The sequence below is a fragment of the Photorhabdus sp. RM71S genome, from assembly GCF_042879355.1.
GTDB lineage: Bacteria > Pseudomonadota > Gammaproteobacteria > Enterobacterales > Enterobacteriaceae > Photorhabdus > Photorhabdus kayaii.
In genome coordinates this window covers 39,542-58,040 of the sequence record NZ_JBHFKV010000033.1, presented here as the reverse complement: position 1 = coordinate 58,040, position 18,499 = coordinate 39,542, and the positions used below count along the sequence as shown (strand labels likewise).

At 50.1% G+C, this 18,499-nt stretch carries 1 protein-coding gene; it reads left to right on the top strand.

The window, feature by feature from the left end; all coding sequences use genetic code 11:
* Positions 1–1,345 precede the first annotated feature (1,345 nt).
* A complete protein-coding gene (locus tag ACGF5R_RS16550; protein ID WP_387691846.1) occupies positions 1,346–17,716 on the top strand; it encodes an amino acid adenylation domain-containing protein in 16,371 nt (5,456 codons plus the stop codon).
* Positions 17,717–18,499: the final 783 nt, after the last annotated feature.

The following is an 18,499-nucleotide window of genomic DNA, read 5'->3' as shown; positions in this document are numbered from 1 at the left end:
AGAAATGCCTTTTTGGAATTGAATCTGATTTTTAGCCATTTTCATTTACCTCCACACAGACTTATTTTGAGTATACGCCTATGGGAGCTGAATTTAAGTGATAATCAGGTATTTTTTTATGAATTTTCTTTGCTATATATATAAATATGTTTCATTATTATTCTCATGAATTATTAAGAATAATCAATGTAAAGTTTATAAATAGCCATATATTTTCCATTGTTAATATTGACAAATATAATGTCTATATATTTCTCTGCTGTCTGGAAATTAAACAACATCGAAATAAAACTATACCCTATGGATTTCAAGATGCATCGCGACGGCAAGGGAGTGAATCCCCGGGAGCATAGGAAACTATGTGACCGGGGTGAGCGAGTGCAGCCAACAAAGAGGCAACTTGAAAGATGACGGGTATATAAATTGATAAATGTCTCAGGGTATCAAGTAAATTACCTTGTAGAACGATTTACTTGGGTGATACTGTCTTGTAATTAATGATTTATTGCATATGTTATTGTTTTATAGCAATAATGTTTATTGTAAGATAGTGTGTAATAAAGCCATTTCTAGTTTTAAATTGTTTCTATATGGTATTAAACATAATCACATTTATATCGACTTTATAATCTTATTATTATAAAAAAATATAATGGATTTAATTTGAATTTGTATTGGTTCGTTTACGATATTTACATTAATGATATTATTTATTTGTTGAAAAATAGTGTGTTATGAATTACTTTTAACCCAGCCTTATATTTTCAAATAATTGAATATATAGGGTGGTTTGTAAATTTTGAATAAGTTACATTTGTAATTGAGCTATTAGTTAATTATTAAGATAAAGAATTTATTTTATAAGTAATTATCAAAGTAAACTTTTTTGATAATTTATTTATTTTATCTTTATAAATATATAATTTGTTTTTGAAATAATTTCAATTAGATATTAATAGAGAATAGATAAAATACAATGGTGATTTGGTATTTATGCATAATTAAATGCAGTTAACGGTTCCATTTTAAATGATGGAATTCAATATTAGCCAATTAAAATTGCAGTAAATCAATCGAACTTATCTAAAAAACGGGAACAAAAATGGAATGTCTTATTCCGAAGCATAAAATAAGTTATTTATTCCGTTGTCAGGAAAATTAATGTCAAGAAATTGTTAATTGCTTGTTGTTGACGAGGCTATAGCATCCCGTATCTGAATATCTTGAATTGATATCAGATGTGTCCGTTTTTATTTCTTGGGGGCAAGAAGTGAGAAAGAAATATTGGTGATGGTTGTCAGAAATGACAGTTTTCAAATTTCTAACAGATTCGTTGAGGTAGTAAATGAAAGATAGTATCGCTCAAGCAGGAAGTGATTTTAAAGCTGAACTCTTCTCTCAGACGTCAGAAAATATAACCAACGTAAATGACACTTTACCACCGACTCAAAATGTAAAGAATATTCCCCAGACGTTGACATCCAGTGAATCATTTTGGTGCGAACGTCTTGCTGCTTTGCAACCCCTCCAATTACCTTTTGAAACCGCCGGAGAGCAAGTAGAACCCAGTTGGGTAATAAGCGACTGGCAGCTCCCGTTGCCAAAAAACGGTGAAGAGGAACCATTACAAACATTGTTGCAGGCATTCGTTATCTACCTTGCGCGTTTGACTCAGCAGACGGTATTCCAAATCGGTTGGTACGTGGATGGGGTAAACGATAAGTCGGTAGATTTGGCACCAGTGGTGCCAATGGTCGTTGAGATGGAGTTTGATAAGCCCTGGCATGTGGTAGCGAATTGGCTGGATGGTGAGCTGGCCCGGTTGGCCCGGCACCGCACATTTAGTCGAGATCTCCTCGCGAGCGCTCCTTCATTGTGGGCTATTCCTGCGTTGACAAACCACCGGCCGTGGCGAATTGCCATTGCTGTCATAGCGGAGGATAGGCCGTGTGATCAGACGGTGCCGGGCGAATTGCTGACGTTCCAAATCAATGCGCAGGGTGGTTTTCGTTGGATCTACGATGAGAATCGCCTGAGCACGGAAGTGATTCTGCGCATGGGTGAACATTTACAGATGCTGGCAGCGTCAAAAAGGCAGGGAGAGGAAGTTCCTATTTGGCAGCTTAATGTGTTATCTGAGGCTGAACGTACCTTGCTATTGGAAACCTGGAACGCCACGGAAACCCCTTATCCTGACCCGGTATGTATTCATCAATTGTTTGAACAACAGGCAGAGCAAGCCCCGCACGCCACGGCGTTGGAATACCAAGAACAGACCCTCAGTTATGCGGAATTGAATATTCGTGCTAACCGGCTGGCTCATCAATTGATTGCGCTGGGCGTCACACCAGACCGGCGGGTCGCGATTTGTGTGGAACGTTCCCCGATGATGATGGTGTCATTGCTGGCCGTGCTGAAAGCCGGTGGGGCTTATGTGCCGTTGGATTCAACTTATCCGCGGGAACGTCTGGCATATATCCTGAGCGATAGTACACCGTCAGTGGTGCTGGTTGATAAAGCTGGCCGTGCGGCGCTGGGCGAACAGGCGCTGGTAGGAGTGACGGTATTTGATCCGAATATCCAACTTGACCAGCCCGACAGCAATCCGCAGATCCCGGCATTAACACCACAGCATCTGGCCTATGTGATTTACACCTCCGGCTCAACCGGACAGCCGAAAGGGGTGATGGTGGAACATCAGGCGATTTATCAACGTTATCTGGGTTTTAATGACACCTATGCCGTCACTGCACAAGACCGGCTATTGCAATTTGCCGCGTTTGCGTTTGATGTTTCAGTGGAGGATTTCTTCTCGTCATTATGCAACGGCGCCACACTGGTTATCCGGGATGATAGCTGGCTGGCTTCGATACCGGAATTTATTGCCTTAACCCGACAATATCGTATTACGGTGATGTCACTGCCGACTTTATTCTGGTCTGAACTGGCAGCTAGAGATAATGGATTGCCGCTGCCGGATTGTCTCCGGCTCATCATCATTGGGGGTGAGGTGGTGAAAAAGAGTGCCATTCAGGAGTGGTTTAGACAAGCAGGCCATCGGCCTCGGTTGTTGAATGGTTATGGCCCGACGGAAAACACCGTGACGGTGACCTATAAGGACGTGTTATCTCCGGACGATGCCCGTTCTATCGGCCGACCAGCTAAAAATGCCCGTATCTACCTGCTAGACAAATATGGCGAACTGGTACCCGCAGGTTGCGTGGGCGAGATGTATATTGGTGGCGTGGGCGTGGCTCGGGGTTATCTCAACCGGCTAGCGTTGAGCGTGGAACGTTTTATGCTGGATACTTTTAGTCCGGTGTCCGGCGAACGGATGTATCGCTCTGGGGATTTGGCCCGCTACCTGCCGGATGGGGACCTCGAATTTCTGGGCCGTAACGATGAACAGGTTAAAATTCGCGGTTTCCGGATTGAACTGGGGGAAATTGAAACCCGACTGATGGAACACCCGGCGGTACAAGAGGCAGCGGTGCTGGCATTGGATGGCGATCAGGGTAAACGGCTGGTGGCTTATGTGGAGGCGAAAGCGAATGAGAGATTGGCTGCTGATTTGCGTGAATACCTGAGTGCCATTTTGCCTGACTATATGGTGCCGGTGGCCTTTGTGCGTCTGGATAGCTTCCCGCAGACCCCGAGTGGCAAGTTAGATCGCCGGGCGTTGCCTGCGCCAGGGGAAGACGATTTTGCCCGTCAGATTTATGAAGCCCCACAAGGGAAGGCTGAGATCACTCTGTCGGTTATCTGGCGTGAGTTATTGGGCATTGAACAAATAAGCCGGCATGACAGTTTCTTTGCGTTGGGTGGTCATTCCCTACTCGGCGTGCAGATGATTGAGCGTCTGCGTCGCTTGGGTTTGACACTGACGGCGCGTGATCTGTTCCAGTCGCCGGTGCTGTCAGCATTGGCTAAAACGTTGGGACAGCATCAGGCTGTGATAGTCCCGCCTAACGTCATCACGCCGACAACTACTGCGCTGATGCCGGAGATGTTGCCGCTGATTGATTTGAGTCAGACTGACATTGACCGTATCGTCGAGCAAGTGCCGGGCGGGATAACCAATATTCAGGATATCTATGCGTTGTCGCCGTTGCAGGACGGTATCTTGTTCCACCACCTGTTGGAACAGGCAGGTGACCCCTATCTGGTGCTCTATCCGGTGGCCTTTGCTAACCGGTCTTTACTGGAACGTTATCTGGCGGCGGTACAACAGACGGTTGATCGCCATGATATCTTGCGGACGGCGTTTATTTGGCAAGGATTATCAGTTCCAGCGCAGGTGGTCTGGCGTCAGGCACGGTTGCCCGTGACAGAACTGACGCTAGACCCGGCGGACGGTCCAGTCATTGATCAGTTAACTCGGCGTTTTGATCCCGTTCAATATCGTCTTGACTTGAGTCAAGCGCCGCTACTGCATTTTGTTATCGCTCAGGAAGCCGATGGCCGCTGGTTCTTACTGGAATTGCAGCATCATTTGATTGGCGACCATGAAACGATGGAAATGATGCACCGTGAAGTACAGGCCTATTTTACCGGACAGGGGGAGCATCTGCCTGCGCCGGTGCTGTTTCGTAATCTGGTGGCTGAGGCACGGTTGGGAGTGAGTCAGGAAGCGCATACCCGTTTCTTCACCGACATGTTGGCGGCAGTGGATGAGCCAACGTTGCCGTTTGGGCTGACAGGTGTGCATCGTGATGGATCTCAGAAGACGGAATCCCACTGGATGTTGGTTCCTGAGCTAAATGACCGTTTGCGCAGTCAGGCCCGGCGTTTGGGCGTCAGTCTGGCGGCGTTGTGTCATCTGGCTTGGGCGCAAGTGTTATCGCGTACCAGCGGACAGGAGAAAGTGGTGTTTGGTACCGTTCTATTTGGGCGCATGGCAGTGGGGGAAGGAATGGGGTTGTTTATCAATACCCTACCGCTGCGGCTGGATATCGATGAGACCCCGGTACGGGACAGTGTGCGGGAGGCGCATCTGCGGCTGGCTGAATTGTTGGAGCATGAGCATGCTCCATTGGCGTTGGCTCAACGATGCAGTGGAGTTGACAGCGGTACGCCGCTCTTTAGTGCCTTGTTGAACTATCGCCATAATGAGCAGCCGGATCCTTTGGATGAAACAATGACCGGGATTGAATTCCTGGGTGAACAAGAGCGAACTAACTATCCGTTTGTGCTGTCGGTAGAGGACGGTGGCTCTACGCTGGGTCTGACCGCTCAAGTCGTGCGGCCGTTTGATCCGGAAAGTCTATGCGGTTATATGCAACAGGCACTGGAGAGTCTGGTGGAAGCGCTGGAGCAAACCCCGGAAATGCCCGTTCAGGTATTGGATATCCTGCCGGAAGTGGAGCGTATTTTGTTGCTGGAAACCTGGAACGCGACGGAAACCGTCTACCCAGATCAGTTATGTGTCCATCAGTTGTTTGAACAGCAGGTGGAGAAAACTCCAGCGGCGACAGCGCTGATCGCAGGAGATAAAACGCTAAGCTATACGGAACTGAATACCCGTGCTAACCGGCTGGCTCATCAGTTAATCGAACAAGGAGCTTGTTCCGGTGATCATATTGCGCTTCTGCTAGAACGATCGATAGAACTGGTGGTGGCCCAGTTGGCCATTCTTAAAGTCGGTGCCGTTTACGTGCCGGTTGATCCCAGTATGCCGGATGAGCGGAAAAACTGGCTGATAAGTGATTGTTCCGCCCGGTTGCTGCTCACTGATACACAGGCTGATATTCCGGCGAACCTGACTGTTCCGCTGTTGCGTCTCTCGGATGAATCAGACACGGACGGAAGAGAGGAAGAGTGCCTCAACCCTGATTTGCCGTGTTCCAGTACCGAGTTAGCGTATATCATGTACACCTCCGGTTCTACCGGTACACCCAAAGGGGTCTTGGTACCGCATCGTGCGGTGGTCCGACTGGTCATCAATAATGACTATGCTGAAATCGGACCGGATGACCGAGTTGCCTTTACGGCTAATCCGGCTTTCGATGCTAGTACGTTTGAAGTTTGGGCACCGTTGCTCAGCGGCGGGGCGTTAGTGGTTATTGACCGCGCCACGTTATTAACACCACAGGAGTTAGTACCGGTTTTACAGGCTCACCACATCACAGTGCTGTGGCTAACTATCGGGTTGTTTAACCGACTGGCGGCAGAGTTATCTCCGGTTCTGCCGCAGATAAAGATTCTGATTTTCGGGGGAGATATACCCGATTTACAGGTGATTGCTCAGGTTCTAAATAATCGCCCGCCACAACAACTCTTGCAGGCTTATGGTCCCAGTGAGGGAACCACTTTTACCACTATGTATCCTATCGTGGCATTAACGCAGGGAGTGACTCGTATCCCCATTGGCCGACCGATAGCCAATACACGTATTTATCTGCTGGATGCTTACGGTCAGCCGGTGCCGACAGGTGCGATCGGTGAGATTTATGTGGGGGGAGATGGGGTTGCTTGCGGCTATCTTAATCGCCCTGACCAGACTGCGGAACGTTTCCTGACAGATCCATTTAGTGATCAACCGGATGCGCGTATGTACCGGACCGGGGATTTAGCCCGTTATCTGCCGGACGGTAATCTGGAATTTCTGGGCCGCAATGACCAACAGGTTAAAATCCGCGGCTTCCGCATTGAGCCGGGAGAAATTGAGACGCGTCTGGTGGAGCATTCGGCGGTGCGTGAGGCGGCTGTGTTGGCGCTGGGTGATGGGTCGGACAAACGGCTGGTGGCCTATGTGGCGGCGGAAGCCCATGAGGGGCTGGCGATTACTCTGCGTGATCACCTGAGTGCCATTTTACCTGATTATATGGTGCCGTCAGCTTTTGTGCGTCTGGATGCTTTCCCGTTAACCCCGAACGGTAAGCTGGATCGTCGGGCGTTACCGGCACCGGACGAAGAGGCGTTTGCCCGCCAAGTTTATGTTGCGCCACAAGGCGAAACGGAAATGGCGCTGGCGACGATTTGGCGTGAATTACTGGGGATTGAGCAGGTCAGTCGGTATGACAGCTTTTTTGCGTTGGGCGGCCACTCGTTGCTGGCTGTGCGGATGGTTGAACACCTGCGTCACTTGGGGTTGACGCTGGCAGTGCGTGACCTGTTCCAGTCGCCAGTGTTGTTTGAATTGGCGCAAACATTGGGGCAGCACCCGGTTATGGTGGTGCCATCGAATGTGATTACGTCAGCGACGACGAAAATCACCCCGGAAATGTTGCCGCTAATTGATCTGACTCAGGCTGAGATTGACCGTATCGTCGGGCAGGTGCCGGGTGGGATGACTAATATTCAGGATATCTATGCCCTGTCACCGTTGCAGGACGGTATTTTGTTCCACCATTTATTGGCAAACGAAGGTGATCCGTATCTGGTGGTCAGTCAAATGGCTTTTGCTGACCGGTCTCTGCTAGATCGTTATTTGGCGGCAGTGCAACAGGTGATTGATCGCCACGATATTCTGCGCACTGCCTTTATCTGGCAAGGGTTGTCAGTGCCGGCACAGGTAGTCTGGCGTCAAACGTCCTTATTAGTGACTGAATTGATGCTGGACCCGGTTGATGGGTCGGTTAGCGATCAACTGGCTCGACGTTTTGATCCCCGTCATTATCGTCTCGATTTGGGTCAGGCACCGCTGTTACGTTTTGTGGTGGCGCAGGAGACCGATGGCCGCTGGTTCTTACTGGAATTGCAACATCACCTGATTGGTGACCATACCACAATGAAAGTGATGAACCGTGAAGTGCGGGCGTACCTTGCCGGGCAAGGGAATAGCCTGCCTGACCCGGCTCCTTTCCGCAATTTGGTGGCTCAAGCCCGGCTAGGGGTGAGTCAGGAAGCGCATATCCGCTTCTTTACTGACATGTTGGCGGAGGTGGATGAGCCTACGCTGCCGTTCGGGCTGGCGGATGTGCATCGTGATGGCTCTCAGGAGATAGCATCCCACCGGCTGCTGACGGCCAGCTTGAATGACCGCCTGCGTAGCCAAGCCCGACGTTTGGGGGTCAGTCTGGCGGCGTTGTGTCATTTGGCTTGGGCACAGGTGCTGTCGTGTACCAGTGGTCAGGAGAAAGTGGTGTTTGGCACCGTGCTGTTTGGGCGCATGACTGCGGGAGAAGGGGCTGACAATGGTATGGGGCTGTTTATCAATACTCTGCCGTTACGGCTGGATATGGATGATACGCCGGTACGCGATAGTGTACAGGCCGTACATACCCGGCTGGCGGGATTGTTGGAACATGAGCATGCTTCACTGGCGTTGGCTCAGAGATGCAGCAGGGTTGCCAGCGGTACGCCGCTTTTTAGTGCCTTAATGAACTACCGACATAATGATCAGCTTGATCCTTTGGATGAAACGATAGAGGGGATTGAATTCCTAGGCGAACAGGAGAGCACTAACTATCCCTTTGGAATGTCGGTGGAGGACGATGGCGCCACGCTGGGGCTGATCGCTCATGTGGTGCAACCGTTTGATCCAGAAAGCTTGTGCAGTTATATGCAGCAGGCGCTGGAGAGTTTGGTAGAGGCCCTTGAGCAGGCTCCAGAGGTACCGGTACGAACACTGAACATCCTGCCTGAAACGGAACGCACGTTGTTACTGGAAACCTGGAACGCCACGGAGACCCCGTATCCTGACGCGTTATGTATTCATCAGTTGTTTGAACAACAGGTGGAGAAAACCCCTGATGCGACGGCGTTGGTGTATCAAGAGCAGACGCTGAGTTATGCCGAATTAAATACCTGCGCCAACCGGTTGGCCCATCAACTGATTGCATGTGGCGTAACACCGGAACAACAGGTGGCGATTTGCGTGGCACGCTCACCGACGATGGTGGTGGCATTGTTGGCGGTACTGAAAGCGGGTGGGGCCTATGTGCCGCTGGACCCAACTTACCCGGGGGAGCGTCTGACGTATATCCTGAATGATACTGCCCCATCAGTGGTATTGGCGGATGCGACCGGACAGGCCGCACTGGGTGACGAAGCGCTGGCTGGGCTGACGGTAATTGACCCGAATATCCAGCCTGACCAACCGGACAGCAATCCATTAGTGACTGCATTAACGCCACAGCATCTGGCTTATGTGATTTACACCTCTGGTTCAACCGGGCAGCCGAAAGGGGTGATGGTAGAACATCAGGCGGTGTATCAACGTTATCTGGGTGTTAATGAACTCTATGCCGTCACCGAGCAAGACCGGGTGTTGCAATTTGCCGCTTTTGCGTTTGATGTTTCAGTGGAAGAGTGCTTCTCGTCATTATGCAACGGAGCCACGCTGGTAATTCGTGATGATAGCTGGCTGGCTTCAATGGCGGAATTTATTGCCTTAGCCCGGCAAAACCGTATCACGGTGATGTTTCTGCCGACTTTGTTCTGGTCTGAACTGGCGGCCAGAGATAACGGATTGCCGTTGCCGGATGGTCTCAGGCTCATCATTATTGGCAGTGAGGCGGTCAAAAAGAGCGCCATTCAGGATTGGTTTAAGCAGGAAACCTACCAACTCCGGCTATTGAACGCTTATGGCCCGACGGAAAATACCGTGACGGCGACCTGTAAAGAAATATTATCCCCGGCAGACGATCGTTCTATCGGTCGGCCGATTAGGAATACTCGTGTCTACTTACTGGATAGAAACAGGCAACCTGTGCCATTGGGCTGCGTTGGAGAAATATATATTGGTGGCGTGGGGGTGGCACGGGGTTATCTGAACCGGCTGGCATTGAGCGAGGAACGTTTTATACCGGATCCCTTTAATCCGATGTCCGATGCGCGGATGTATCGCACCGGAGATTTGGCCCGCTACCTGCCGGACGGTGAATTGGAATTCCTGGGGCGTAACGACCAACAGGTTAAAATTCGCGGCTTCCGGGTTGAGCTAGGGGAAATTGAAGCCCGGCTGGTGGAACACCCGGCGGTGCAAGAGGCGGTGCTGCTGGTGCTGGATGACGGGCAAGACAAACGGCTGGTCGCCTATGTGGCGGCGGAAGCGAATGAGGGTTTGGCTGCCCGTTTGCGTGAACACCTGAGTGCAGTTTTACCTGACTATATGATACCGGCGGCCTTTGTACGTCTGGATAGCTTCCCGCAGACGCCGAATGGCAAGTTAGATCGCCGAGCATTGCCGGCACCGGGGGAAGCGGCGTTTGCCCGTCAGGTTTATGAAGCCCCGCAAGGGAAGATAGAAACGATGCTAGCGGCTGTCTGGTGTGAATTGTTGGGTGTTGAGCAGATTAGTCGATATGACAGCTTCTTTGCGTTGGGCGGCCATTCACTGCTCGCCGTGCGCATGATTGAACGATTGCGGCGTATCGGTCTGGGGATATCGGTACAAACGCTATTTCAACATCCAACACTCTGTGTTCTGGCGCAGTCTCTGGTTCAGCATGATGAAATCCAGGTGCCTGACAACGGTATTACACCGGATACGACGGTACTGACACCGGCGATGTTGCCGCTGATCGATTTAACTCAGGCTGACATTGACTGCATCGTCGGACAGGTACCGGGCGGGATGGCGAATATTCAGGATATCTATGCGCTGTCACCGTTGCAGGATGGCATTTTGTTCCACCATCTGCTGGAGAATGAAGGTGATACCTATCTGTTAATTAGCCAGATGGTTTTTGCTGACCGGGCGCTGTTGGATCGTTATTTGATGGCGATTCAACGGATAATTGATCGGCACGATATTCTGCGTACCGCCTTTATTTGGCAAGGATTGTCAGTGCCGACGCAGGTGGTCTGGCGTCAGGCCCCATTGTCAGTGACGGAACTGACAATGAACCCGGCTGACGGCTCAGTCAGTGACCAGTTAACCCGGTGTTTTGATCCCGCTCACTATCGTCTTGACCTGAGTCAAGCCCCATTATTGCGTTTTGTTATCGCGCAGGAAACGGATAGTCGTTGGTTGTTACTGGAATTACATCATCACTTGATCGGTGACCATGAAACGATGGAAGTGATGCACCGCGAAGTTCAGGCGTATCTGACGGGTGAGGAGGAGAGTTTACCGGTGCCGGTTCCTTTCCGCAATTTGGTGGCGCAGGCCCGGTTGGGTGTCAGTCAGGAAGAGCATACCCGCTTCTTTACCGAGATGCTGGCGGAGGTGGATGAACCTACGTTGCCGTTTGGATTGACGGAGGTACATCGTGACGGTTCGCAGGTGACGGAATTCCACCGGATGTTGGTTCCTGAGCTAAATGACCGTCTGCGCAGTCAAGCCCGACGTTTGGGTGTCAGTCTGGCGGCGCTGTGTCATCTGGCTTGGGCACAGGTGTTGTCTTGTACCAGCGGTCAGCAGAGTGTCGTGTTTGGTACGGTGCTGTTTGGGCGTATGCAGGCGGGGGACGGTGCTGACAATGGCATGGGATTGTTTATCAATACCTTGCCGTTGCGGCTGGATATCGATGAGACTCCGGTACGGGACAGCGTGCAGGCCGCTCATACCCGACTCGCCGGATTATTGGCGCATGAGCATGCTTCATTGGCACTGGCTCAGCGTTGCAGTAGGGTTGCCAGCGGTACGCCACTCTTTAGTGCGTTGTTGAATTATCGGCATAATGCTTTGCCGGCAACGTCAGATGAACTGATCAGTGGTATTGAATTTCTTGGTGGACAGGAGCGAACCAACTACCCATTTGTGCTGTCGGTGGAGGATTTTGGTGAATCTCTGGGGCTGACGGCTCAGGTAGTACAACCGTTTGATCCGGAAAGCCTATGCGGTTATATGCAACAGGCGCTGGAGAGTCTGGTAGAAGCTTTGGAGCAAGCGCCGGAGACACCGATACGGGGGTTGAACATCTTGCCTGAAACGGAACGCAGGTTGTTGCTGGAAACTTGGAACGCCACGGAAACCGCCTATCCTGATGCGTTATGTATTCATCAATTGTTTGAGCAGCAAGTGGAGAAAACCCCAGAGGCGACGGCGCTGATAGCGGGCGATAAAACCCTAAGCTATACGGAACTGAATACCTGTGCTAACCGATTGGCTTATCAGTTAATCGAACAGGGGATTCGTCCGGATGACCATATTGCGCTCCTGTTAGAACGTTCGATAGAACTGGTGGTGGCCCAATTGGCTATTCTCAAAGCCGGCGCTGTTTACGTGCCGGTTGATCCCAGTATGCCGGATGAGCGGAAACATTGGCTGATAAGTGATTGTTCCGCCCGGTTGCTGCTCACTGATACACGGGCTGATATTCCGGCTAACTTGACTATTCCGCTGTTGCGTCTCTCTGATAAGAAAAGTACGAACAGAGAGCAAGATCATGTCAACCCTGATTTGCCGCGTTCCAGCGCCGAATTAGCGTATATTATGTACACCTCCGGCTCTACCGGCACACCCAAAGGGGTTTTGGTACAGCATCGTGCTATGGTCCGGCTGGTCATCAATAATGGCTATGCTAACATCGGACCGGAGGATCGGGTTGCCTTTACAGCTAATCCAGCTTTCGATGCCAGCACGTTTGAAGTTTGGGCACCGTTGCTTAATGGTGGTGCTTTAGTGGTTATCGACCGCGCCACCTTATTGACACCGCAGGAGTTAGTGCTGACTTTACAGGAGCACCGCATCACAGTTCTGTGGCTGACTATCGGGTTGTTTAACCGGCTGGCGGCAGAGTTATCTCCCATTCTTCCGCAAATTAAAATTCTGATTTTCGGGGGAGATATACCCGATTTACAGGTGATTGCTCAGGTTCTGGATAATCGTCCACCACAACAACTCTTGCAAGCCTATGGTCCGAGTGAAGGCACCACCTTTACCACCATGTATCCTATCGAGGTGTTACCGCAAGGAGCGAGCCGGATACCTATAGGTCGGCCAATAGCGAATACGCGTGTTTATCTGCTGGATGCTTACGGTCAGCCGGTACCGCCAGGTGTGATCGGTGAGATTTATGTCGGTGGTGATGGGGTCGCCCAAGGTTATCTCAATCGTCCTGAGTTAACCGCCGAACGTTTTCTTGTCGATCCGTTCAGTGATAACCCGGATGCCCGCATGTACCGAACTGGGGATTTGGCTCGCTATTTGCCGGACGGTAATCTGGAGTTCATGGGCCGTAATGACCAGCAGGTTAAAATCCGGGGCTTCCGAATTGAACCGGGGGAAATTGAGGCGCGTTTAGTAGAGCACCCGGCGGTGCGTGAAGTGGCTGTGTTGGTGTTAGGTGATGGACCCGACAAACGGCTGGTGGCTTATGTGGTGGCACTCGCGGATGACGGGCTGGTGAATAGCTTGCGTACTCACCTGAGTAAAATTCTGCCTGATTATATGGTGCCGTCAGCCTTTGTGCGTCTGGATGCGTTTCCGTTGACGCCGAACGGTAAGCTGGATCGTCGGGCGTTACCGGCACCGGACAGTAAAGCCGTTGCCCGTCAGGTTTACGTAGCGCCACAAGGCGAAACGGAAATGACGCTAGCGGCGATTTGGCGTGAATTACTGGGGATTGAACAGGTTAGTCGATATGACAGCTTCTTTGCGTTGGGCGGCCATTCACTGCTCGCTGTACGCATGATTGAACGCTTGCGTCATTTGGGGTTGACATTGGCGGCGCGTGATCTGTTCCAGTCGCCGGTGCTGTCAGATTTGGCCCAAACGTTGGGACAGCATCAGGCGATAATCGTGCCGGCTAACGTCATCACCCCGGCAACCGCGGCGTTGACACCGGAAATGTTGCCACTGATTGATCTAACTCAGTCAGAGATTGACCGTATCGTCGGGCAAATGCCGGGCGGAGTTGCCAATATTCAGGATATCTATGCCTTATCGCCGTTGCAGGACGGTATTTTGTTCCATCACTTATTGGCAAACAAAGGGGACCCCTATTTATTAACCGGTCAGATGGTCTTTACTGAGCGGACTTTGCTGGACCGTTATCTGGCGGCGGTGCAACAGGTGGTAAATAGACACGATATCTTGCGTACCGCTTTTATCTGGCAAGGGCTTTCAGTGCCTGCCCAAGTGGTTTGGCGTCAGGCATCCTTGTCGGTGACTGAGTTGACATTGAACCCAGACGATGGACCGGTTAGCGGGCAATTGGCTGAGCATTTTGATCCCCGTCACCATCGTCTGGACCTGAGCGAAGCACCGTTATTGCGCTTTGTGGTAGCACAGGAGACTGATGGCCGTTGGATTGTACTGCAATTGCTGCATCATCTGATTGGCGACCATACCACGCTGGACGTGATGAACCGTGAAGTACAAGCTTATCTGGACGGACTGGAGGAGAGCCTGCCAACACCGACACCTTTCCGCAATTTGGTAGCGCAGGCCCGGCTGGGGGTGAGTCAGGAAGCGCATATCCGCTTCTTTACCGAAATGCTGGCGGAGGTGGATGAACCTACATTGCCGTTCGGATTGACGGAGGTGCATCGTGATGGCTCCCAAGTGACGGAATCGCAGCAGATGTTGGCACCTGAGCTGAATGACCGTTTACGCAGTCAAGCCCGGCGTTTGGGGGTAAGTTTGGCGGCTTTATGTCATCTGGCTTGGGCGCAGGTGTTGTCGCGTACCAGCGGACAGGAACAGGTGGTGTTCGGTACCGTAATATTTGGACGCATGGCGGTTGGGAAAGGGGTTGACAGCGGCATGGGGCTGTTTATCAATACATTACCATTGCGGTTGGACATGGATGATACGCCGGTGCGTGATAGTGTACGGGCGGCGCATAATCGGTTGGCGGGATTGTTGGAACATGAGCATGCCTCACTGGCGCTGGCCCAGCGTTGCAGTGGTGTGCAGGATGGTGTTCCACTGTTTAGCGCCCTGTTGAACTACCGACATAATGAGCAACCAGATCCTTTGGATGAAACGATGGACGGCGTTGAATTCCTTGGGGCACAGGAATTTACCAACTATCCGTTTGCCTTGTCGGTGGAAGATTTTGGTGATGCGCTAGGGCTGACTGCTCAAGTGATCCAGCCGTTTGAGCCTGAACGGGTATGTGGCTATATGCAACAGGCACTGGAAAGCTTGGTGGAGGCATTGGAACAGACCCCGGAAACGCCGGTACGGACATTGAACATCCTACCTGAAATTGAAAGTACGTTGATGCTGAGAACTTGGAATGCGACGGAAACCTCGTATCTTGAACTGTTATGTATTCATCAATTGTTTGAACAACAGGTGGAGCAAACCCCGGACGCGACCGCGTTAGTGTATGAGGAGCAAACTTTCAGCTATGCCGAATTAAATGCCCGCGCTAACCGGCTAGCCCATCAGCTAATTGCGCTAGGTGTAGAACCGGACCAGCGGGTGGCGATTTGCGTGGCACGTTCACCGGCGATGGTGGTGGGATTATTGGCGGTGCTGAAAGCTGGCGCGGCTTATGTGCCGTTAGATCCGGATTATCCAGGTGAACGTCTATCGCATATTTTGGCTGATGTCTCACCGGTTATTTTACTGGCCGATGCCGTCGGGCGTACAGTGTTGGGCGAAAACGTGCTTACCGGGCTGACAGTACTTGATCCGAATACATTGCCTGACCTGCCAGACAGCAATCCACAGATACCTGAATTGACCTCACGACATCTGGCGTATGTGATTTACACCTCCGGCTCTACTGGCACACCAAAGGGCGTGATGGTTGAACATAGGCAACTGGTCAGTCAAATTACTTCGCTGAACATGAAGTGGTCGCTCAACGTATCTGACCGTATATTACAATTTTGCAACCCCTCTTTTGACGTTTGTGCATCAGAAATATTTTGCGCAATAACACAGGGGGCACAATTAGTCTTAAGGACAAATCAGTGGCTCTTGAGTGCGCAGGCGTTCTGGCGTCTGTGCGAGTCTTATAAAATTACCTACATGGCGATACCGGCCCAATTCTGGCGGATAATATCAAATGTTAATAAAGGCGATATCTATCAGGGCCTAAGGATTATTTGCATTGGTGGGGAAGCGATACCTGATCATGAGTTACAACGTTGGCTATCGACTCACGGTGAATACCCTGTTCTGGCGAATTGTTATGGTCCTACAGAAGCCACGATTACTACAACGACATCCTGCCTAAACGAGGGGGTAGGGCAAGCCAATATCATTGGCCGTCCGCTGCCGAATACACGGGTTTACCTGCTCGACGTTCAGGGGCAGCCAGTACCGTTAGGCGTTGTGGGGGAATTGTATATTGGGGGCGCTGGTGTCGCACGGGGTTATTTCAACCGTGCTGAACTGACTGCGGAATACTTCCTGACTGATCCGTTTAGCGATAATCCAAATGCACGGATGTATCGAACCGGAGATTTGGTTCGCTACTTGCCGGATGGCAATCTGGAATTCCTGGGACGTCATGATCAACAGGTGAAAATTCGAGGATTCCGGGTTGAACCGGGTGAAATTGAGGCCCGGTTGGTGGAACATCCTGCGGTAAGTCAATCTGTGGTGCTGGCGTTGGGTGAAGGGCAGGACAAACGCTTAATTGCTTATGTGGTGGCTCAAGTGGATGAGAGGTTGGCGAATAGCCTGCGTACCCACTTGAGTGCCATTTTGCCTGACTATATGGTGCCGTCAGCCTTTGTGCGTCTTGACGCTTTTCCATTGACACCGAACGGTAAATTAGATCGTCGTGCGCTACCGGAGCCGGACAATGAAGCGTTTGCTCGTCAGGCTTATGAAGCGCCACAAGGCGAAACGGAGACCGTATTAGCGGCGATTTGGTGTGAATTGCTAGGGATTGATCAGGTTAGCCGGTATGACAATTTCTTCGCGTTGGGTGGTCACTCGTTGCTTGCTATGCGAATGATGAATCTTGCCGCCGGTCGGGGTTTGATTTTTACACTGAATGTCTTGTTCCAATTTCCGGTGTTGTCCGAATTGGCATCGAAAATTACCTCGGATTTGCTGTCTCAGCCGCAAAACAGTGCTATATCGGTGCGGCCTGATGGAGCAGGATTGCCACTATTCTTTGTTCCCAGTGGCATGGGTGATTATTCCTATGTCTTCGGATTGGCTCAACATATCCCGTTGGGCTATCCGATTTATGCGCTGCCTTGGCCATCCATCAGTGAAGAGCCGATGGTAACGATGGAAGAGCAGGCAGCCAGAATGATCGCCTTGATGAAAGCCGTTCAACCGGCGGGCCCATACCGGATAAGTAGCTACTCTTCTGGTGGGATATTGGCTTATGCCATTGCTCAGCGGCTTTTGAGTGCTGGTGAGCGAGTCAGTTTCTTGGGGTTGATTGATACACCTGCACCTCATTATTTTGGCAAAGAGGCCATGCAGTCCAAACATCATTTCTTCACTGAACTGGCCCGGCAGGCAGGGGAGGCGTACAAAGAAGAGGTTGCGGCGCTATACCAGCGAATTGATGAGTTGAATTTGGTTCAGTTTATTGCTGCGGCGCAAGAGTTGACGTTATATCCCGCAAACCTGCGTGCTGATGTGATTGCAAAATGTTGGGAACAGATCGAACGTTACACACAAATCGTTGCCGATTATGAGCCGTCAGCATTAGCAATAACGCTGCATCAGTTCTATGCGGTAGAACCTTCTCCTGCTGTTTCTTTTGCGGCGGATGAAAAACCAGAGTCCGTGAACATAGAACCGTCGTTAGGTTGGGAGCGAGTAATGCCTGATACTTCACTTCAGTTGATTGCTACTCCGGGTAACCATTTTAGTTTATTGGCGGATGATAAAAATAAAACCGCCTTAGCTCGGATTTTGAACAGGGTGCTGGCAATCAGCTATGACGAGGAGGCGTAATACTGATATATTAAGGAAGTACTCGATTATTTAGTTCTGGTGTGATAATCCGGTATGTATTTATTATACCGGATTTTTTATGCATTAAAATAGAATAAGAGAAGTTATCATTCCCATATAAGTTATTTTTTTAGGTTTCTTTGTTATTATTGTTGCTATTTTATATTGTGTGATCTCAAACGGATTTTATTGTTGATTTTATTTTGTTTTGTTGATTGCCTCGGTATCAAAATTATATTTTTAATTGTGGCGTTATTGTTGGGAATATTTATTGTAATAGATAATTATGAGAAGATAATTGAAGGTGTGAGTGGTAATGTGTTTTTTGATGGTGATATAGGCTGATTTAATTGTCCTTAATTTCATCAGCTCGCTTTGGGATATATTAGGTTTATTTTAAATACCCGTGATAATTAAAAGCCTACTTATTAGGAGTAATTGCTTTTAGCTGTTCTTATAAATGAACAGCCAGAATGGAAAGCGTGGAGAATCCGGTGTATACGCGTAGTATTTGAAGGGTGATTCTCTTCGTTCTTTATGGCAAAAAATAGCAAATAAAATAATCTATACCCTATGGATTTCAAGATGCATCGCGACGGCAAGGGAGCGAATCCCTAGGAGCATAGCTAACTATGTGACTGGGGTGAGTGAGTGCAGCCAACAAAGAGGCAACTTGAAAGATGACGGGTATAAATGTATATGTTGTGAGAGGTATGTGATTGAATAATATTAAATTTTATCCTATATTTCCCCACGTGCTGGTAAATGTTGCTGGGCGTCAGA

What these genes read in the sequence shown, in the direction of transcription:
- ACGF5R_RS16550 (WP_387691846.1), top strand. Translation starts at nt 1,346, where the DNA reads ATGAAAGATAGTATCGCTCAAGCAGGAAGTGATTTTAAAGCTGAACTC.